The sequence below is a fragment of the Pseudomonas nicosulfuronedens genome, assembly GCF_005877905.1.
GTDB classification, from domain to species: domain Bacteria; phylum Pseudomonadota; class Gammaproteobacteria; order Pseudomonadales; family Pseudomonadaceae; genus Pseudomonas; species Pseudomonas nicosulfuronedens.
Genome location: NZ_SWDV01000019.1, coordinates 91,801 through 109,551 on the forward strand (window position 1 = coordinate 91,801; position 17,751 = coordinate 109,551).

A 17,751-nucleotide genomic window follows, 5' to 3' on the forward strand; every position below is an offset into this window, starting at 1 on the left:
CTTAAACCTCTACGGGGGTGTCGGGATGGTTGCCCCATTCCGACCAGGAACCGGCATAGCCCTTGACCCGCGGATAGCCGAGGGCCTTGGCCACCAGGTAGGTGAAGCCGGAACGGTGGTGGGTCTGGCAGTGGGTGATCACTTCCTTGTCCTTGGTAATGCCCAGGTCCTGGAGGATCTGCGGCATATCGGTACGGATGCGCAGGGCGCGGGCCGGGTCCATGCCGGCGGTCCATTCGAAATTGACGGCGCCGGGCACATGGCCGGCCTTGGCGGCGAGGACTTTCTGGCCGCTGTACTCGCTGGGGTTGCGGGCGTCCCAGACGGCCAGGTCGGCGGCGCCCAGGCGGCTCTGCAGGTATTCGCGGGTGGCGGTGGGCCCTTCGTGCAGGGTCAGCGGCAGCGGGCCGCCAGCTGGCGCCGGGACGTCCTCGGAGAGTGGCAGGCCGTCGGCGAGCCAGGCGTGCAGGCCGCCGTCGACGTAGTGGTAGTTACCGTGGCCGATCACATCCAGCAGCCAGATGAAGCGGCCGGCCCAGCCACCGCCTTCGTCGTCGTAGACCACATAGACAGCATCGGGGTTGTGGCCCAGTTCGCCGAACAGCGCTTCCAGGTCGGCCTTGGCCGGCAGCAGGCCCGGAGCCGGCGTGCCGCCCAGCTGAGTGCGCGCGGGAGCAACGAAGCGTGCACCGGGAATGTGGCCCTGCGCATAACGCGCGGCGCTGGTCAGGTCGACCAGGATCAGTTCGGGGGCGTCGAGGCGGCTGGCGAGGTCAGCCGGTTCGATCACCAGGGGCAGGGCGGAGAAGGCGGACATGTCGGAGTCTCCCGGCGGGAACGGTGGGGGGAGGCAACGTGAGCAGGCGCCCTGGGCTACCCCGTGAGGGCGGTTAGTTTAAAGGGGACGCGGCGGTGCGCAAACCTTTCGCCGATCAGGCGCCCCGTGCCATCTGCTTCACCGCGTGCTCGATGCACTGCACGGTGCGGCCGAAGGCCTGCGCGTGAAGGTCCGCCAGCGGCTGGCCGTGGCGGTCGCTGAGGACCAGCATGACCACCCGCGCGCCGTTGCCCAGCGAGCGCAGCAGCAGGTGTTCGCTGGGGATCAGCGCCTTCAGCGCGCCGGGAATCAGCGCCGAGAACTCGGCCATGTTGGCCGGGCTCAGGCGCAACTGACCGGGTTGTTGCAGGAGTTTGCGCAGCACCGGGCTGGCGGCGACCTCCAGTTTGAAATCGCCGATCTCGCCGTCCAGGCCGAAGTGCCGACGCGCCTGCAGCCAGTTGCCGCCCTTGTCGGCCAGCAGGATCATGCCGCGCTGCAGGCCGCAGGCTTGCAGCGCTGCGGTGGCGCAGTCGAGCAGCTGCACGGCGTTGCCGAACGGGCTGGGCGCCTGCATCAGGCGGGTGCAGTGCTGGCGCCATTCGGCCAGGGTGTCCGGCGCCTTGGCCGGTTCCTCGGCTTTCGGCCCGTTGAGCCAGCGGCGCGCGTCCCAGGGCCACAGCAGCGCCTCGGCGGGGTGCCAGAGTAGCGGGCGGGCGTGGCGGCGGGCGCTCTGCGCGGCGAGACCGTGGACTATCTGTTGCAGTTCTTCCAGCGGTATCTGCAGATAAAGGCTGGTCAGGCGCTGCCAGCGCAGCATGTGTACGCCGCCCCAGGATTGGTGCGCGGCCATGGCGATGCTGTTGGCGAGGAGAATGGTGTTGGCCGGGCGGGTCAGCCAGCGTTGCAGCTCCGGGTCGGCGTCCAGGCGTTGCTGCTGGCCCAGTGGTTCATGCTCGGTATGCGCAACATGCAGGGCACGCACCAGCAGGCGCTTGTCGTCGCTGAGCAGGGCGTAGCCCTGGCCAACCCAGTCCGGCAGCCGCCAACTGTCGGCCAGCGCGCGGCACAGCGGCAGCAGCCGGGTGCCGAGCAGTTCCTCTTCGACCTCGCTGCTGCAGCGGCCCAGGCCGTAGACCTGGCGCTGCCAGCTCTCCATCAGCTCCGGTCTTGCGGTCGCCAGCGCCCACAGCGGCGCGAGGGTGAACAGACTGCCCCAGTGAATTTCCTGCCAGAGTCGCGCCAGGCGATTGGCGAACAGGCCGCTGGCCTGCTGCATGGCATGGCGGCTGATCAGCAGCAGCTGGTTCAGCGCGCGCGGCATCTGCGCCTCGGGCACCGCGGGGAGGCTGTCGAGCAACTGGCTGGCGCGACTCAGGCCCAGGCGGTTGAGCGCAACTTCCAGGCTTTCCGCCGGATTGTCCCTGGCGCTCTGTGCCCGGTTGGCTTCGCGCAGGATGGCGAACGCCAGCGTTGGCGCGTCCTGCAGCAGGTCGGCGATCTCTCGGATCGAGCGCCGGCTATCGTTCAACGCACGGCGAATGTCATCGCGCTGCTCCAGCGGAACCGGTAAAGGCAGATCTTCCAACTGATCGAGCCAGGCCTTGAGACGCTCTGGATGAAGCATTTGCTTTGACATGCGTGAGGCGCCGAACTGGTTTTTAGTGTTTTCGGCCTATAGTCTTGCCCGAAATCTCCGATAACAACAGGGAGGCGGGAAACATGCCTCCCTTTCTGTTCACCGTTTCAGTCCGGTCCCCATGGCAAAAATCATCGGCATCATCGTTCTCATGGCCAGCGTACTCGGCGGCTACATGCTCTCCGGCGGCAAGATCGCGGCCATCATTCAGCCGTTCGAGGTGCTGATCATCGGCGGCGCCGCGCTGGGTGCATTCCTTCAGGCGAACCCCGGCAGCACCTTCATGACCGTGCTGAAGAAGGCGCCGAAGATGTTCGGCAACCGCTTCACCCACACCTTCTACCTGGAGGTGCTGGGCATGCTTTATGAAGTGCTCAACAAGAGCCGTCGTGAAGGCATGATGGCCATCGAGGCCGATGTCGAGGACCCGGCCGCCAGCCCGATCTTCAGCAAGTACCCCGCGGTGCTCAAGGACGAACGCATGACGGCGTATGTCTGCGATTACCTGCGCATCATGTCCTCCGGCAACATGGCGCCCCACGAGCTGGAAGGCCTGTTCGACATGGAGCTGGGCAGCCTGAAGGAAGATCTGGAACACCCGGCCCATGCCGTGACCCGCGTCGCCGACGCCCTGCCGGGCTTCGGTATCGTTGCCGCGGTCCTGGGTATCGTGATCACCATGGCCCTGCTCGGCCAGGGTAGCCAGGCCGAGATCGGCCACCACGTCGCCGCAGCGCTGGTGGGTACCTTCCTCGGTATTCTCGCGGCCTACGGCTTTGTCGGTCCGCTGGCCAACGCCCTGGAGCATGACGCCAAGGAAGAGCTGAACCTTTACGAGTCGATCAAGGCCTGCCTGGTGGCGTCCGCCTCCGGCATGCCGCCGTCGCTGGCCGTCGAGTTCGGCCGCAAGGTGCTGCTGCCGGCGCACCGTCCCAGCTTCAGTGAGCTGGAACAGGCGGTACGTGGGCGCTAAGCATGGATAACAACCAGCCGATCATCGTCAAGCGCATCAAGCGCTATGCCGCCGGCCACCATGGCGGTGGCTGGAAGATCGCCTTCGCCGACTTCGCCACCGCCATGATGGCGTTCTTCCTGGTGCTCTGGCTGCTGTCCTCGGCCACGCCGGAGCAGAAGAAGGCCATCTCCGGCTACTTCCAGGACCCCATCGGTTTCACCGAGAGTGCCAGCCCCTATGTCATCGACCTGGGTGGCACGCCGACGCCGGCGCCGGACAAGACCCTGAACCCGCAGATCCAGGCCCAGCCGGACGCCGACGAGACGCGGATCAACCCGGACGAGAATGCCAAGATCACCGAGCAACAGGCCCAGGACGTCGCCGAGCAGGTGGAAAAGGAACGTCTGGAGCTGTTGCTGCAGGAGTTGCAGAACAAGGTCGACGAGAACCCGACCCTGAAGCGCTTCAAGGACCAGATCCTCTTCGAGATCACCCAGGACGGCCTGCGCATCCAGATCGTCGACTCGGACAACCGGCCGATGTTCGACCTGGGCAGCGCGCGCCTGCAGCCGTACTTCGAGGACATCCTGCTGGCGCTGGCCGAGACCATCAAGCAGGTGCCGAACAAGATCAGCATCAGCGGTCACACCGATGCCAAGCCCTACGCCGGCAACGGCGAGTTCGGCAACTGGGAGTTGTCAGCCAACCGCGCCAACGCCGCACGCCGTGCGCTGGAGGCCGGCGGCTACCCGGTAGACCAGATCGCCCGCGTGGTGGGGTACGCCTCTTCCGCGCTGTTCGACCGTGACAAGCCGCTCAACCCGGTGAACCGCCGCATCGACATCATCGTCCTGACCAAGAAGGCCCAGCGGGCCATCGAGGGACAGGATGGCGGGACGCAGAAGCTGCCCGAGGGTGCTGCTCCGGTCGCGCCGGGCGCCGCTCCGGCCCAGCCGGCAGCCGGGCAGGGTGACCCGCTGCCGCCGGACCAGCTCAAGCAGAAGCTCAACCTGTTCGACGACGGCGGCACGCTGAAGCTCGACGAGCTGAACAAGCAGCAGTAAGAACGCAGAAGGCCAGCTGAAAAGCTGGCCTTTTTCTTTGCGCCATCTGCACGGCCAGGCGGCGGATAACGCTTGAGGCGTTATGCGCCCTACAGATCGTTTAGTACGTGTCTTCCGGCAGGCTGGCGAGAATGTGCCGATAGCTGTTCATCCGCTGCGGTGAGATACGCCCGTCTTCCAGCGCCTTGAGCAGGGCGCAGCCCGGTTCGCGGTCGTGCTTGCAGTCGCGGAAGCGACAGCGGCCGAGCAGGTCGTGGAACTCGATGAAGCCCGCTTCCACGTCATCGCGGCTGACATGGCCGAGGCCGAATTCGCGGATGCCCGGGGAGTCGATCAGGTCGCCGCCGGCGGGGAAGTGGAACAGCCGCGCGGTGGTCGTGGTGTGGGTGCCCTTGCCGGTGACTTCCGAGAGGTCGCCGACACGGGTGTCGACGCCCGGCAGCAGCGCGTTCACCAGCGAGGACTTGCCCACGCCCGACTGACCGACGAACACGCTGACGTGCTCGTTCAGTGCGGCGCGCAGGGCGTCCAGTGCCAGGCCGTTGGCGGCCGAGACCTCCAGCAGCGGGTAGCCCAGCTCGCGGTAGGTGCCCAGCAGCGAGTCGAGGAAGGGGGCATTGTCCTCGTCGATCAGGTCGGCCTTGTTCAGCAGCAACAGCGGCTTGATGCCCGCGTGCTCGGCAGCCACCAGGTAGCGGTCGATCAGGTTGGCGTGGGGCTCGGGGCGCGGTGCGAATACGATGACGATGCGGTCGACGTTGGCCGCCACGGGCTTGAGCACGCCGCGCATGTCCGGGCGGCGCAGCTCGGAGGTGCGGGGCAGCTGCGCGACGATCACGCCGATGCCCTGGTTGCCCGGGCGCCAGACCACCTGGTCGCCGGTCACCAGCGGTGGCAGGTTGGCGCGCAGGTGGCAGCGGAACACCTGGCCGGCGGCGTCGCCGTCCTGGGCTTCGACTTCCACCTGCACACCGAAGTGAGCGATCACCTGGCCGGTCTGTTCCGGGCCGAGGTCGCCGCCTTCCAGTTCTTCCAGGGCGCGAGACTCTCGCTTCGCCGCGCGCGCGGCGCGTTCTTCCTGGACTTTTTCGATCCGCCAGCTCTGCCGGCGGGTGAGGTGACGCTTGGCCATAGGGTATCCACAGGGAAAATCGCGGCGGAGTTTAGCATGCGGCGGCGTGCTTCCCGCTAAACTAGAGGGCTGAGCTGAGGAGCCCCATCATGCAGAACCCGCAGAACCTGATCTGGATCGACCTGGAAATGACCGGGCTGGACCCGGACAAGGACGTCATCATCGAGATGGCGACCATCGTCACCGACAGTGACCTGAACATCCTCGAGGAAGGCCCGGTGATCGCCGTGCACCAGAGCGAGGAGCTGCTCGCCGGCATGGACGAGTGGAACACCCGGCAGCACGGCCAGTCCGGCCTGACCCAGCGCGTGCGCGAAAGCACCATCTCCGCCGCCGAAGCCGAAGCCATGACTATCGCCTTCCTGGAAAAGTGGGTGCCCAAGCGCAGCTCGCCGATCTGCGGCAACAGCATCTGCCAGGACCGCCGCTTCCTCTACCGCCACATGCCGAAGCTGGAAGGCTACTTCCACTACCGCAACCTGGACGTCTCCACCCTCAAGGAGCTGGCCGCGCGCTGGGCGCCTGCGGTGCGCGACGGTTTCAAGAAAGGCAACACCCACCTGGCGCTGGACGACATCCGCGAGTCCATTGCCGAGCTGCGTTACTACCGCGAGCACTTCATCAAGCTGTAACCACGGTGCCTCATGTCCGAGGCCGTAGCTGTAGGAGCGAGCTTGCTCGCGAACCAGACCCGCTGCGAGGCTGTTCGCGAGCAAGCTCGCTCCTACAAAAAGCCTTAGGCGCCGTGCCGGTGCAGCGCCCAGGTCACATGCTCGCGCACCAGTTCCGACGGGAACTCCCGCCGCGCGCGCAGCGCCTCGATCACCGGAATGGTCGACGGCGCATTGCCCAGCCCCACGGCCAGGTTGCGCAGCCAGCGCTCGTAACCGGCGCGTCTTAGCGGCGAGCCCTCGGTGCGGCTGAGGAATTCTTCTTCCGTCCACAGGAACAGCTCCGCCAGCGCGGCGTTGTCCAGGCTGTGGCGTGGCTGGAAGTCGCCCTGGTCGGTGGCGCGGGAGAAGCGGTTCCACGGGCAGACCATCTGGCAGTCGTCGCAGCCGAACACGCGGTTGCCGATCAGCGGGCGCAGGTCTTCGGGGATCGGGCCCTTCAATTCGATGGTCAGGTAGGAAATGCAGCGCCGCGCATCCAGCACATAGGGCGCCACGAAGGCGGCGGTGGGGCAGATGTCCATGCAGGCCGTGCAGCGTCCGCAGTGCTCCGTGCCGTGGGGCTCGTCCACCGGTAGCGGCAGGTCGGTGAACAGCTCCCCGAGGAAGAAGTAGCTGCCGGCCTTGCGGTTGAGCACCAGGGTGTTCTTGCCGATCCAGCCCAGGCCCGATTGCTCGGCGATGGCCTTCTCCAGCACCGGCGCACTGTCGACGAAGGCGCGGAAGCCGAACGGACCAATCTGCTGCTGGATGCGCTCGGCCAGTTGCTGCAGGCGCTTGCGGATCAGCTTGTGGTAGTCGCGGCCCAGGGCGTAGCGCGACACATAGGCCTTCTCCGGATCGCCCAGGACCTGCGCCATGCGCGTATCGCCGGGCAGGTAGTCCATGCGCAGCGATACGACCCGTAGCGTACCGGGCACCAGTTCGTCGGGCCGCCAGCGCTTGCTGCCGTGGGCGCCCATGTAGTCCATCTCGCCGTGGTAGCCCGCCTCCAGCCAGCGTTGCAAGTGCTCGCCATGCGCTTCCAGGTCCAGCCCGCTGATGCCGACCTGCTGGAAGCCGAGTTCGCGCCCCCAGTCCTTGATGGAGAGGGCGAGGTCGGCATAGTCGAGTGTTGAATCGTGCATGGAAGGCGAGAAAGCGAAGTCCGGGTGCGTATAATTCTGCCAGACCTTGCCGGCGTCGGCCCGTCCGTACGCCAAGGCGACACATTCTGCCGCCCGGAACCGCGATGACTGCCCACGACGAACTGCCCCTTGATCTGTACAGCGCCCAGCAGGTACGCGACCTTGACGCGCGCCTGATCGCCGCCGGCACGCCCGGCTTCGAGCTGATGCGCCGCGCCGCGCATGCCGCCTGGCGCGCCCTGCGCCGCCAATGGCCGGATGCCGGCGAAATCACCGTGCTGGCCGGCCATGGCAACAACGCCGGCGACGGCTATCTGATCGCTGCCCTGGCCTTGCGCGCCGGCTGGCGTGTACGCGTGCTGGCGGCGGGCGATGTCTCCCGCCTGTCCGGCGATGCGGCTTCGGCCCATGGCGAAGCGCGCTCGGTCGGCGTGGATATCGAGACCTGGAGTGATCGCGCCGAGCTGCGCGGTGTGCTGGTAGACGCGTTGCTGGGCACCGGTCTGGGCGGCGAGGTGCGCGAGCCTTATGCCTCTGTGATTGCTGCGATCAATGCCAGCGGGCTACCGGTGCTGGCTGTGGACATTCCCTCCGGTCTGAGTGCCGACACCGGGCAGGTGCTGGGTTGCGCGGTGAATGCCGACCTGACCGTGACCTTCATCGGCCTCAAGCTCGGCCTGTTCACCGGCAATGGTCCCGATCAATGCGGCGAGCTGGCTTTCGACGGGCTCGATGCCGATCCTGCGCTGATTTCCGAGGACGGCGTGGCGCGCCGTCTCGCTCCGGTCTCGCTGGCTCGCCTGGCTGCGCGCCCGAAGGCCGCGCACAAGGGGCTGTTCGGCCACGCCTTGGTGATCGGTGGTGATACCGGTATGGGCGGCGCCGTGCTGCTGGCCGCCGAGAGCGCGCTGCGCTGCGGTGCCGGGTTGGTGTCGCTGGCGACCCGTGCCGCTCACGTACCCGCTGCACTGGCTCGCCGGCCTGAGCTGATGGCGCGTGGCGTCTCTTCTTCCGCTGAGCTGCTGCGCGTCGCCGAGCGTGCCGATGTGCTGGTGGTCGGCCCCGGTGTCGGCCGCGAAGCCTGGGGGCGCGTGCTGGTCAGCGCCGCCGCGAGCCTGGAGCGCCGACAGGTGTGGGATGCCGATGCGCTCAACCTGCTGGCCGAAGGCCTGGTCGCTCGTCCGGCCGGCGACTGGGTGATCACCCCCCACCCGGCTGAGGCGGCGCGCCTGCTGGGCCTCTCCACCGCCGAGGTCCAGGCCGACCGGCCGAAAGCCGCGCACGCGTTGGCGCAGCGCTACCAGGCGGTAGCCGTGCTCAAGGGCGTCGGTAGTCTGGTCGCCTCTCCGGATGGTCGGCTGGCGCTGTGCAATCACGGGCATCCCGCCATGGCGGGCGCCGGGTTGGGGGATGTGCTGTCCGGCATCCTCGGTGCGCTGCTGGCGCAGCGGGTGCCTGCTTTCGAAGCAGCGTGCCTGGCAGTCTGGCTGCATGCCCGCGCTGGCGAGTCGCTTGGCGCGCAAGGGCGCGGCCTGGCTGCCGCCGATCTGATTCCTGCCGTTCGTCAGTTGCTCGAGGAGCTGTCGCCATGCCTGAACTGAATCTGTTCGCCGACGGCGAAGAGGCCATGGTCGATCTCGGCCGCCGGATTGCCGAAGCGACCGGTGGACACGGGGTGATCTACCTGCATGGCGACCTGGGAGCGGGCAAGACCACGTTGTCGCGCGGCATTCTGCGGGGATTGGGCCATGGCGGCTCGGTAAAAAGCCCGACCTTTACCCTGGTCGAGCCCTACGAAATCGGCGATCTGCGCGCCTTCCACTTCGATCTCTACCGCCTCGCCGACCCGGAGGAACTGGAGTTCCTGGGCATCCGCGACTACTTCGAAGGCGATGCCTTGTGCCTGATCGAGTGGGCAGAGCGCGGCAAAGGCATTTTGCCAAAGGCCGACATGGACATTACCATTGTTCCGCATGCGGGCGGACGCATGCTGCGCCTCGACCCGCACGGAACACGGGGCGAAGCCTGGTGTGCCGCCCTGGCCACGGGAGCATAGAAAAAAGATGGGTTGGGGGTTGCGCCTTCGGGCGTTGTTTATCGGGGTGTCCGTTCTGCTGGCATTCGTTGCCGGTGAGGTTTCTGCCGCCACGCAAATCAAGAGCGTGCGCATCTGGCGCGCGCCGGACAACACACGCCTGGTGTTCGATCTGTCCGGTCCCGTGCAGCACAGTCTGTTCACCCTGAGTGCGCCCAACCGCATCGTCGTCGACATCAACGGCGCGCAAATGTCCGCCGCCCTCGACAAGCTCAAGCTCGGCAATACGCCGATCACCGCAATGCGTTCTGCCCAGCGCTCGCCCACCGACCTGCGCCTGGTGCTGGACCTGAAGAACGCGGTCACGCCCAAGAGCTTCGTGCTGCCGCCGAACCAGCAGTACGGCAACCGCCTGGTCGTCGATCTCTATGACCAGGGCGCCGACATCGCCCCGGACGTCCCCGCGACCCCGACCCCCAGCGTGCCCGCCACGCCGGTCAGCCCGGCGCAGTCGGTCGCCAAGATTCCCGCGCCCAGCAGTGGCGGCAAGCGCGACGTCGTGATTGCCATCGACGCCGGCCACGGCGGCGAAGACCCCGGCGCCCTCGGTCCGAACGGTCTGCACGAGAAGAACATCACCCTGTCGATCGCCCGCGAACTGCAGCGGCAGATCAACCAGATGAAGGGCTTCCGTGCCGAACTGACGCGCACCGGCGACTACTTCATTCCGTTGCGCAACCGCACCGTGATCGCCCGCAAGAAGGGCGCGGACCTGTTTGTCTCCATCCACGCCGACGCCGCGCCCAGCCGCAGCGCCTTCGGGGCCTCGGTATTCGCCCTGTCCGACCGTGGCGCAACGTCCGAGACTGCGCGCTGGCTGGCTGACACGGAAAACCGTTCCGACCTCATCGGCGGCGACGGCGGCGTGAATCTCGACGACAAGGACAAGATGCTCGCCGGCGTGCTGCTCGACCTGTCGATGACCGCCACCATGTCTTCCAGCCTGGACGTCGGCCACAAAGTGCTGACCAGCGTCGGTCGCGTCACCCCGCTGCACAAGCGCCGCGTGGAACAGGCCGGCTTCATGGTGCTGAAGTCCCCGGATATCCCGTCGATCCTGGTGGAAACCGGCTTCATCTCCAACCCGAACGAGTCTGCCAAGCTGGCCAGCGGCTCGCACCAGCAGGCGTTGGCGCGCTCCATCGCCGCCGGCGTGCGCCAGTACTTCGTGCAGACCCCGCCGCCGGGCACCTACATCGCCTCGCTGCGCGATGGTGGCCAACTGGCTTCCGGCCCGCGTGAGTATGTGGTGCGCAGTGGCGACAGCCTGGCGATGGTTGCCAGCCGCTTCGACGTCAGCACGGCCTCGATCCGCAGCGCCAACTCGCTCAAGAGCGACGAACTGAAGATTGGTCAGGTGCTGAAGATCCCGGGCACCTCCCTGGCGTCGCAGCAATGAGTGACGTTCGCCGAATCCAGCTGCTCACTCCGCGGCTGGCGAACCAGATCGCGGCCGGCGAAGTGGTCGAGCGACCCGCGTCGGTCATCAAGGAACTGCTGGAAAACTGCCTGGACGCCGGCGCCAAGCGCATCGACATCGAGGTCGAGCAGGGCGGCGTCAAGCTGCTGCGCGTGCGCGACGATGGCAGTGGCATTCCTGCCGACGACCTGCCTCTGGCCCTGGCGCGCCACGCCACCAGCAAGATCCGCGAGCTGGAAGACCTGGAACGGGTGATGAGCCTGGGCTTCCGTGGCGAAGCGCTGGCCTCGATCAGCTCCGTCTCGCGCCTGACCCTGACCTCCCGTACCGCCGACGCCGAGCAGGCCTGGCAGGTGGAAGTCGAGGGCCGTGACATGGAGTCCACGGTGAAGCCGGCGGCCCACCCGGTAGGCACCAGCATCGAAGTGCGCGATCTGTTCTTCAATACTCCGGCGCGCCGCAAGTTCCTGCGCGCCGAGAAGACCGAGTTCGATCACCTGCAGGAAGTCATCAAGCGTCTGGCGCTGGCGCGCTTCGACGTGGCTTTCCACCTGCGGCACAACGGCAAGACCATCCTTTCGCTGCACGAAGCGAAGGACGAAGCCTCCCGCGCTCGCCGCGTGGGCGCGGTCTGCAGCACCGGCTTCCTCGAGCAGGCGTTGCCCATCGAAGTGGAGCGCAACGGCCTGCATTTGTGGGGTTGGGTCGGTCTTCCGACCTTTTCCCGCAGCCAGCCGGACCTGCAGTATTTCTACGTGAACGGCCGCATGGTGCGCGACAAGCTGGTCGCCCACGCCGTGCGCCAGGCGTACCGCGACGTGCTGTACAACGGCCGTCATCCGACCTTCGTGCTGTTCTTCGAGGTCGACCCGTCGGTGGTGGACGTCAACGTCCATCCGACCAAGCATGAAGTGCGCTTCCGCGACAGCCGCATGGTCCACGACTTCCTCTACGGCACCTTGCACCGGGCGCTGGCGGAAGTGCGTCCGGACGACCAGCTGGCGCCGCCTGGAGCGACCACCTTGACCGTGCCGCGCCCGACCGGCGCTGAGGCTGGCGAGTTCGGTCCGCAGGGGGAGATGCGCCTGTCCGAGACCGTGCTGGAAGCCCCGGCCGCTGCGCGAGCCTGGCAGCCGAGCCCGTCTTCGAGTGGGTCCGGTGGCAGTGGTGGCTACAGCTACCAGCCGACGCGCCCGGATCTGCCGCCAATCCAGGAGGCCCAGGGCGCCTACAAGGCCTATTTCGCGCCGCTGCCCGATCAGGTGCCCCAGGCCCTGCCGGAAAGCAGTCAGGACGTGCCGCCGCTGGGCTATGCGCTAGCGCAGCTCAAGGGCATCTACATCCTCTCGGAAAATGCCCACGGCCTGGTGCTGGTGGACATGCATGCCGCCCACGAGCGGATCATGTACGAACGCCTGAAGACCGCCATGGCCAGCGAAGGCCTGCGCGGCCAGCCGCTGCTGGTGCCCGAATCCATCGCCGTCAGCGAGCGAGAGGCGGACTGCGCGGAAGAGCATGGCGCCTGGTTCTCCAGGCTCGGCTTCGAACTGCAACGGCTCGGCCCGGAGACCCTGGCGATCCGACAGATTCCCGCGCTGCTCAAGCAGGCGGAGGCCACCCAGCTGGTGCGAGACGTGCTTGCCGACCTGCTGGAGTACGGCACCAGCGACCGCATCCAGGCGCATCTCAACGAGTTGCTCGGCACCATGGCCTGCCACGGCGCCGTGCGCGCCAATCGCCGCCTGACGTTGCCGGAGATGAACGGCCTGCTACGCGACATGGAAGTGACCGAGCGCAGCGGCCAGTGCAACCACGGACGGCCGACCTGGACGCAGCTGGGGCTCGACGAACTGGACAAGCTGTTCCTGCGTGGACGTTGATTTTCGTAAGCTTGCGTTCAGGAAAGTGCAGTAAACTGCACGCCAATCGATTCAGCAGCACGCAATAACCAGCAGTGCGTAACAACGAGTCCCTGATGTCCCTGCCTCCCGCGATATTCCTCATGGGCCCCACCGCCGCCGGCAAGACCGACCTGGCGCTGGAGCTGGCGCGTCTGCTGCCGGTGGAGCTGATCAGCGTGGATTCGGCGCTGATCTACCGTGGCATGGACATCGGCACCGCCAAGCCGCCCCGTGAGGTGTTGGAGGCTTTCCCGCACCGCCTGATCGACATCCGTGACCCCAGCGAGGCTTATTCGGCGGCGGAATTTCGCGCCGACGCCCTGGTGGCCATGGCCGAGATCACCGCGGCCGGGAAGATCCCGCTGCTGGTGGGTGGCACCATGTTGTATTTCAAGGCGTTGCTGGAAGGCCTGGCCGACATGCCCAGCGCCGACCCCGCCGTGCGTGCTGAGCTGGAAGGCCTGGCCGCCGCCGAAGGCTGGGGTGCCCTGCACGAAGAGCTGGCCCGCGTTGATCCGGAGTCGGCTGCGCGTATCCATCCCAATGACCCCCAGCGACTTGTCCGGGCCCTCGAGGTGTACCGCGTCAGCGGTATGTCCATGACTGCACACCGCCTTCGCCAGGCGAGTGAAAATGCGGGTCTCGGCGCGCAAGGCGGTGGACAATTACCGTATACTGTGGCTCATCTGGCGATCGCGCCTCTGCAGCGCCAGGTGTTGCACGAGCGTATCGCGCAACGTTTTGACCAGATGCTGGAACAGGGCTTCATCGCCGAGGTCGAACGCCTTCGCGCAAGGAGTGACTTGCACGTGGGGCTACCGTCCATAAGAGCGGTGGGTTACCGACAGGTATGGGATTACCTCGAGGGCAAACTGTCCTACGCTGAGATGGTGGAGCGCGGCGTCATCGCCACGCGGCAGCTGGCCAAGCGCCAGTTCACCTGGCTCCGCAGCTGGAGCGATCTACACTGGTTGGACAGTCAGGCAAGCGACAATTTGCCGCGTGCCTTGAAATACTTTGAGGCGGTCTCCATATAGGCTCGAGACCTTAATTCCGGCCGTCTATCCTTGGGGTTCAGGACGGCGTTAAGCCAAATTCGACTACTACTAAATCAGTTTTTTACCCTTACAAGGAGTGCGGCATATGTCAAAAGGGCATTCGCTACAAGACCCTTACCTCAATACCCTGCGCAAAGAACGCGTTCCGGTTTCCATCTACCTGGTCAACGGCATCAAGCTGCAGGGTCAGATCGAATCCTTCGACCAGTTCGTCATCCTGCTGAAGAACACTGTCAGCCAGATGGTCTACAAACACGCCATTTCCACCGTGGTTCCCAGCCGCCCCGTGCGCCTGCCCACCGGTGATCAACCGGCCGAGCCGGGAAACGTTTGACGGGAGTCCGCCTTGTTCTTTGAGCGCCCGGGTGGTGGGGAACGGGCCATTCTGGTCCATCTGGAAGGTCAGGACCCCGAGGCGCGCGAAGACCCGCAGGAATTCCAGGAGCTGGCCCGTTCGGCAGGCGCGGAATCGGTTGCTTTCGTCAGCATTTCGCGCCATCAACCCTCAGCCAAGTACCTGATCGGCAGCGGCAAGGTCGAAGAGTTGCACGACCTCGTCCACGCCGAGAAGGTCGAGCTGATCATCTTCAATCACACCCTCACGCCGAGCCAGGAGCGTAACCTCGAGCGAGCGCTCGAGTGTCGCGTGCTCGATCGTACGGGTCTGATCCTCGACATCTTCGCCCAGCGCGCCCGCACCCATGAGGGCAAGCTGCAGGTGGAGCTCGCCCAGCTGGAACACATGAGCACGCGTCTGGTGCGCGGCTGGACTCACCTTGAGCGCCAGAAAGGCGGTATCGGCCTGCGTGGCCCGGGTGAAACCCAGCTGGAAACCGACCGCCGCCTGCTGCGTGGGCGCATCCGCCAGATCAAGTCGCGCCTGGAAAAGGTCCGCAGCCAGCGCGAGCAGGCTCGTCGTGGCCGTCGCCGAGCAGAGATCCCAGCGGTGTCCCTGGTGGGTTACACCAACGCCGGCAAGTCCACGCTGTTCAATGCGCTGACTACTTCCGAGGTCTACGCGGCCGACCAGTTGTTCGCCACCCTCGACCCGACCCTGCGCCGTCTGGAGCTGGATGACGTCGGTCCGATCGTGCTGGCCGATACCGTAGGCTTCATTCGCCACCTGCCGCACAAGCTGGTGGAGGCGTTTCGGGCTACCTTGGAAGAGTCCAGCAACTCCGACCTGCTGTTGCACGTGATCGACTCCCACGAGCCGGATCGTGATGCGCAGATCGAGCAGGTGCTGGCGGTGCTCAAGGAAATCGGCGCGAACGAGTTGCCGATGCTCGAGGTGTACAACAAGATCGACCTGCTGCCGGACTTGCAGCCGATGATCCAGCGCGACGAACTGGGCAAGCCGGTGCGAGTCTGGCTGTCGGCGCGGGAATCGCGCGGGCTGGAGCTGCTGGAGCAGGCGGTCGCCGAGTTGCTGGGGGAGGACATGTTCGTGGGAACGCTCTGCCTGCCACAGCGCCTGGGACGACTCCGGGCTCAGTTCTTCGAGCTGGGTGCGGTACAGTCGGAGAATCACGACGAACAAGGACGCGCCGTTTTGCAGGTTCGCCTGCCGCGTGTCGAGTTGAACCGCATGGTGAGCCGCGAAGGCTGGCAGCCGGCGGAGTTCATTGCGCAACACACTTTGCAATAAAGCCCGGCACACTGTTTTTGGCAGGGTAAGGGGCATTCGGTAGCATAGGTGGGCGCGCCGTAGGCGCGTTTTCGCGTTATCAGATGGAGAGCGCTATGGCTTGGAATGAGCCGGGTGACAACTCGAACAAGAACGACCAGGACCCCTGGGGTGGACGCCGTGGTGGTGGTCGCCAGGGCCCGCCTGATCTGGATGAGGCCTTCCGCAAGCTGCAAGACAGCCTGAACGGAATTTTCGGCAAACCCAAGCGCGGCAGTGGTTCGGGCGGTGGCGGCAGTGGCCGGGGCGGTAGCCTCGGTCTGTTCGGCATCGGCCTGGCGATCCTCGCCGTGCTGTGGCTGTACAACGCCATCTACGTCGTGGATGAGCAGGAGCAGGCGGTGATCCTGCGCTTCGGCCAGTACCACGACACCGTGGGCCCCGGCCTGAACATCTACTTCCCGCCGATCGACAAGAAGTTCCAGGAGAACGTCACCCGCGAGCGTGCTTACAGCAAGCAGGGTCAGATGCTCACCGAGGACGAGAACATCGTCGAGGTTCCGCTGACCGTGCAGTACAAGGTCAGCAACCTGAAGGACTTCGTGCTCAACGTCGACCAGCCGGAAGTGAGCCTGCAGCACGCCACCGAAAGCGCCCTGCGCCACGTGGCCGGCTCCACCACCATGGACAAGATCCTCACCGAGGGCCGTGAACAGATGGCCACCGAGGTGCGTGATCGTCTGCAGCGTTTCCTCGATACCTACAAGACCGGTATCACGGTGACTCAGGTGAATATCCAGAGCGCCGCCGCGCCGCGTGAAGTACAGGAAGCGTTCGACGACGTGATCCGTGCCCGCGAGGACGAGCAGCGTGAGAAGAACCAGGCCGAAGCCTACGCCAACGGCGTGGTGCCTGAAGCCCGTGGTCAGGCCCAGCGCATCATCGAGGAAGCCAATGGCTACCGCGATGAAGTGGTCTCCCGCGCCCAGGGTGAGGCGGATCGCTTCACCAAGCTGGCCAGCGAGTACCACAAGTCGCCGGATGTCACCCGTCAGCGTCTGTATCTGGACACCATGCAGGATGTCCTGAGCCAGACCAGCAAGGTGCTGGTCACCGGCCAGCAAGGTCAGAACAACCTGATCTACCTGCCGCTGGACAAGATGATGGATGGCCGTGGTTCGGCAGCTCCGAGCGCCGCGCCCAGCGCGAGCAGCAGCACGCCGGATATCGGTTCGCGGGTCGCCAGCGACCTGCAGCAGCGTGACACGCGTACCCGGGAGAGCCGCTGATGAGTAACAAGTCCCTGATCGCCCTCATCGCGGGTGTGGTGGTTGCTGTTGCCGTCTGGAGCAGCGTCTACGTGGTGCAGCAGACCGAGCGCGCCGTCATGCTGCGCTTCGGTCGCGTGGTCGAGCCAGACGTGAAGCCTGGCTTGCACTTCAAGATCCCGTACGTCAACACGGTGCGCAAGTTCGACGGCCGCCTGCTGACCCTGGATTCGCCGACCCAGCGCTTCCTGACGCTGGAGAAGAAAGCGGTGATGGTCGACGCCTACGCCAAGTGGCGCGTCTCCGATGCCGAGCGCTTCTACACTGCGACTTCCGGCATGAAGCAGATCGCCGACGAGCGTCTGTCCCGTCGTCTGGAAGCCGGTCTGCGTGATCAGTTCGGCAAGCGCACCCTGCACGAAGTGGTGTCGGGTGAGCGTGATGCGCTGATGGGCGATATCACCGCTTCGCTGAACCGCATGGCGCAGAAGGAGCTGGGCATCGAGGTGGTCGACGTTCGCGTCAAGGCCATCGACCTGCCCAAGGAAGTGAACCGTAGCGTGTTCGAGCGGATGAGCACCGAGCGTGAGCGGGAAGCCCGCGAGCACCGCGCCAAGGGTCGCGAACTGGCCGAGGGTATCCGCGCGGATGCCGACCGTCAGCGTCGTGTATTGCTGGCCGAGGCTTATCGCGAGTCGGAAGAGACCCGTGGTGATGGCGATGCGAAGGCGGCGGCGATCTATGCCAAGGCCTACACCGCCGATCCGGAGTTCTACGCTTTCACTCGCAGCCTCAAGGCTTACCGCGAAAGCTTTGCAGACAAGAAGGACGTGCTGGTGCTCGATCCGAGCAACGAGTTCTTCCGCTATCTGGAAAAAGCTAAACCGTAAGTCAAAGTCTCCGGCGGGCGGCAGCGCCCGCCGGAGAAATCGTGTTATCATGGGTCAGCCGGGAAATCCCGGCTTTTTTGCGTCCGC

The 17,751-nt window shown here is 65.8% G+C and carries 16 protein-coding genes; 12 read left to right on the plus strand and 4 right to left on the minus strand.

Annotation, left to right across the window (positions count from 1 at the left end; all coding sequences use genetic code 11):
- Position 1: 1 nt before the first annotated feature.
- Together rhdA and FAS41_RS16560 are read right to left on the minus strand one after the other, a co-directional pair.
- The gene (rhdA, locus tag FAS41_RS16555) at positions 2-817 is read right to left on the minus strand and encodes a thiosulfate sulfurtransferase (protein WP_138524124.1); all 816 of its coding nucleotides are present in this window, start codon (positions 815-817) and stop codon (positions 2-4) included.
- Positions 818-932: 115 nt separating this feature from the next.
- Positions 933-2,444, minus strand: coding sequence for an HDOD domain-containing protein (locus FAS41_RS16560; RefSeq protein ID WP_138524239.1), 1,512 nt, complete (start codon positions 2,442-2,444; stop codon positions 933-935).
- A gap of 133 nt (positions 2,445-2,577) precedes the next feature.
- On the opposite strand from FAS41_RS16560, the gene motA reads away from it, so the two are divergent.
- Both motA and motB read left to right on the plus strand, forming a co-directional pair.
- On the plus strand, positions 2,578-3,429 hold the full coding sequence (motA, locus tag FAS41_RS16565; protein WP_081515523.1) for a flagellar motor stator protein MotA: 852 nt from the start codon (positions 2,578-2,580) through the stop codon (positions 3,427-3,429).
- A 2-nt stretch (positions 3,430-3,431) separates the two neighbouring features.
- Positions 3,432-4,475, plus strand: coding sequence for a flagellar motor protein MotB (gene motB / locus FAS41_RS16570; protein ID WP_138524126.1), 1,044 nt, complete (start codon positions 3,432-3,434; stop codon positions 4,473-4,475).
- A 100-nt stretch (positions 4,476-4,575) separates the two neighbouring features.
- On the opposite strand, the gene rsgA is transcribed toward motB, so the two are convergent.
- Complete coding sequence (gene rsgA, locus FAS41_RS16575; RefSeq protein ID WP_138524128.1) at positions 4,576-5,607, minus strand: small ribosomal subunit biogenesis GTPase RsgA; 1,032 nt, start codon at positions 5,605-5,607, stop codon at positions 4,576-4,578.
- A gap of 89 nt (positions 5,608-5,696) precedes the next feature.
- Between rsgA and orn the strand changes: the two genes are divergently transcribed.
- Positions 5,697-6,239 (plus strand): oligoribonuclease, encoded by a 543-nt coding sequence (gene orn, locus FAS41_RS16580; protein WP_088416176.1) that lies wholly within the window; start codon positions 5,697-5,699, stop codon positions 6,237-6,239.
- Positions 6,240-6,343: 104 nt separating this feature from the next.
- Here the strand turns inward: orn and queG are convergent, their stop codons facing one another.
- Complete coding sequence (gene queG, locus FAS41_RS16585) at positions 6,344-7,405, minus strand: tRNA epoxyqueuosine(34) reductase QueG (RefSeq protein WP_138524241.1); 1,062 nt, start codon at positions 7,403-7,405, stop codon at positions 6,344-6,346.
- Positions 7,406-7,509: 104 nt separating this feature from the next.
- Here queG and FAS41_RS16590 point away from each other — a divergent pair, with 104 nt between their 5' ends.
- From FAS41_RS16590 to hflC, 9 genes are all read left to right on the plus strand, one after another.
- A complete protein-coding gene (locus FAS41_RS16590) occupies positions 7,510-9,006 on the plus strand; it encodes an NAD(P)H-hydrate dehydratase (protein WP_138524130.1) in 1,497 nt (498 codons plus the stop codon).
- Positions 8,994-9,461 carry a tRNA (adenosine(37)-N6)-threonylcarbamoyltransferase complex ATPase subunit type 1 TsaE gene (gene tsaE, locus FAS41_RS16595; protein ID WP_081515528.1) on the plus strand — a complete coding sequence of 156 codons (468 nt, stop codon included), beginning with the start codon at positions 8,994-8,996 and terminating at the stop codon, positions 9,459-9,461. Before FAS41_RS16590 ends, tsaE begins: the two co-directional genes overlap by 13 nt.
- A 7-nt stretch (positions 9,462-9,468) precedes the next feature.
- On the plus strand, positions 9,469-10,899 hold the full coding sequence (gene amiB, locus FAS41_RS16600) for an N-acetylmuramoyl-L-alanine amidase AmiB (protein WP_138524132.1): 1,431 nt from the start codon (positions 9,469-9,471) through the stop codon (positions 10,897-10,899).
- Positions 10,896-12,800 (plus strand): DNA mismatch repair endonuclease MutL, encoded by a 1,905-nt coding sequence (gene mutL, locus FAS41_RS16605; RefSeq protein ID WP_138524134.1) that lies wholly within the window; start codon positions 10,896-10,898, stop codon positions 12,798-12,800. Before amiB ends, mutL begins: the two co-directional genes overlap by 4 nt.
- A gap of 92 nt (positions 12,801-12,892) precedes the next feature.
- Positions 12,893-13,858: a tRNA (adenosine(37)-N6)-dimethylallyltransferase MiaA gene (miaA, locus tag FAS41_RS16610; RefSeq protein ID WP_138524243.1), complete on the plus strand. Its 966-nt coding sequence runs from the start codon at positions 12,893-12,895 to the stop codon at positions 13,856-13,858.
- 106 nt (positions 13,859-13,964) lie between these two features.
- Positions 13,965-14,213, plus strand: coding sequence for an RNA chaperone Hfq (gene hfq / locus FAS41_RS16615; RefSeq protein ID WP_017520393.1), 249 nt, complete (start codon positions 13,965-13,967; stop codon positions 14,211-14,213).
- A 12-nt stretch (positions 14,214-14,225) separates the two neighbouring features.
- Positions 14,226-15,527, plus strand: coding sequence for a ribosome rescue GTPase HflX (gene hflX / locus FAS41_RS16620; RefSeq protein WP_138524136.1), 1,302 nt, complete (start codon positions 14,226-14,228; stop codon positions 15,525-15,527).
- A gap of 95 nt (positions 15,528-15,622) precedes the next feature.
- Positions 15,623-16,795, plus strand: coding sequence for an FtsH protease activity modulator HflK (gene hflK / locus FAS41_RS16625; RefSeq protein ID WP_138524138.1), 1,173 nt, complete (start codon positions 15,623-15,625; stop codon positions 16,793-16,795).
- Positions 16,795-17,664: a protease modulator HflC gene (gene hflC / locus FAS41_RS16630; protein ID WP_081515534.1), complete on the plus strand. Its 870-nt coding sequence runs from the start codon at positions 16,795-16,797 to the stop codon at positions 17,662-17,664. The genes hflK and hflC overlap by 1 nt, the downstream gene beginning before the upstream one ends.
- The last annotated feature ends 87 nt before the right edge of the window (positions 17,665-17,751 follow it).

Bases quoted from the DNA above. Each gene is read 5' to 3' on its own strand.
- rhdA (WP_138524124.1), bottom strand. From the start codon at position 817: ATGTCCGCCTTCTCCGCCCTGCCCCTGGTGATCGAACCGGCTGACCTC.
- FAS41_RS16560 (WP_138524239.1), bottom strand. From the start codon at position 2,444: ATGCTTCATCCAGAGCGTCTCAAGGCCTGGCTCGATCAGTTGGAAGAT.
- motA (WP_081515523.1), top strand. From the start codon at position 2,578: ATGGCAAAAATCATCGGCATCATCGTTCTCATGGCCAGCGTACTCGGC.
- motB (WP_138524126.1), top strand. From the start codon at position 3,432: ATGGATAACAACCAGCCGATCATCGTCAAGCGCATCAAGCGCTATGCC.
- rsgA (WP_138524128.1), bottom strand. From the start codon at position 5,607: ATGGCCAAGCGTCACCTCACCCGCCGGCAGAGCTGGCGGATCGAAAAA.
- orn (WP_088416176.1), top strand. From the start codon at position 5,697: ATGCAGAACCCGCAGAACCTGATCTGGATCGACCTGGAAATGACCGGG.
- queG (WP_138524241.1), bottom strand. From the start codon at position 7,405: ATGCACGATTCAACACTCGACTATGCCGACCTCGCCCTCTCCATCAAG.
- FAS41_RS16590 (WP_138524130.1), top strand. From the start codon at position 7,510: ATGACTGCCCACGACGAACTGCCCCTTGATCTGTACAGCGCCCAGCAG.
- tsaE (WP_081515528.1), top strand. From the start codon at position 8,994: ATGCCTGAACTGAATCTGTTCGCCGACGGCGAAGAGGCCATGGTCGAT.
- amiB (WP_138524132.1), top strand. From the start codon at position 9,469: ATGGGTTGGGGGTTGCGCCTTCGGGCGTTGTTTATCGGGGTGTCCGTT.
- mutL (WP_138524134.1), top strand. From the start codon at position 10,896: ATGAGTGACGTTCGCCGAATCCAGCTGCTCACTCCGCGGCTGGCGAAC.
- hfq (WP_017520393.1), top strand. From the start codon at position 13,965: ATGTCAAAAGGGCATTCGCTACAAGACCCTTACCTCAATACCCTGCGC.
- hflK (WP_138524138.1), top strand. From the start codon at position 15,623: ATGGCTTGGAATGAGCCGGGTGACAACTCGAACAAGAACGACCAGGAC.
- hflC (WP_081515534.1), top strand. From the start codon at position 16,795: ATGAGTAACAAGTCCCTGATCGCCCTCATCGCGGGTGTGGTGGTTGCT.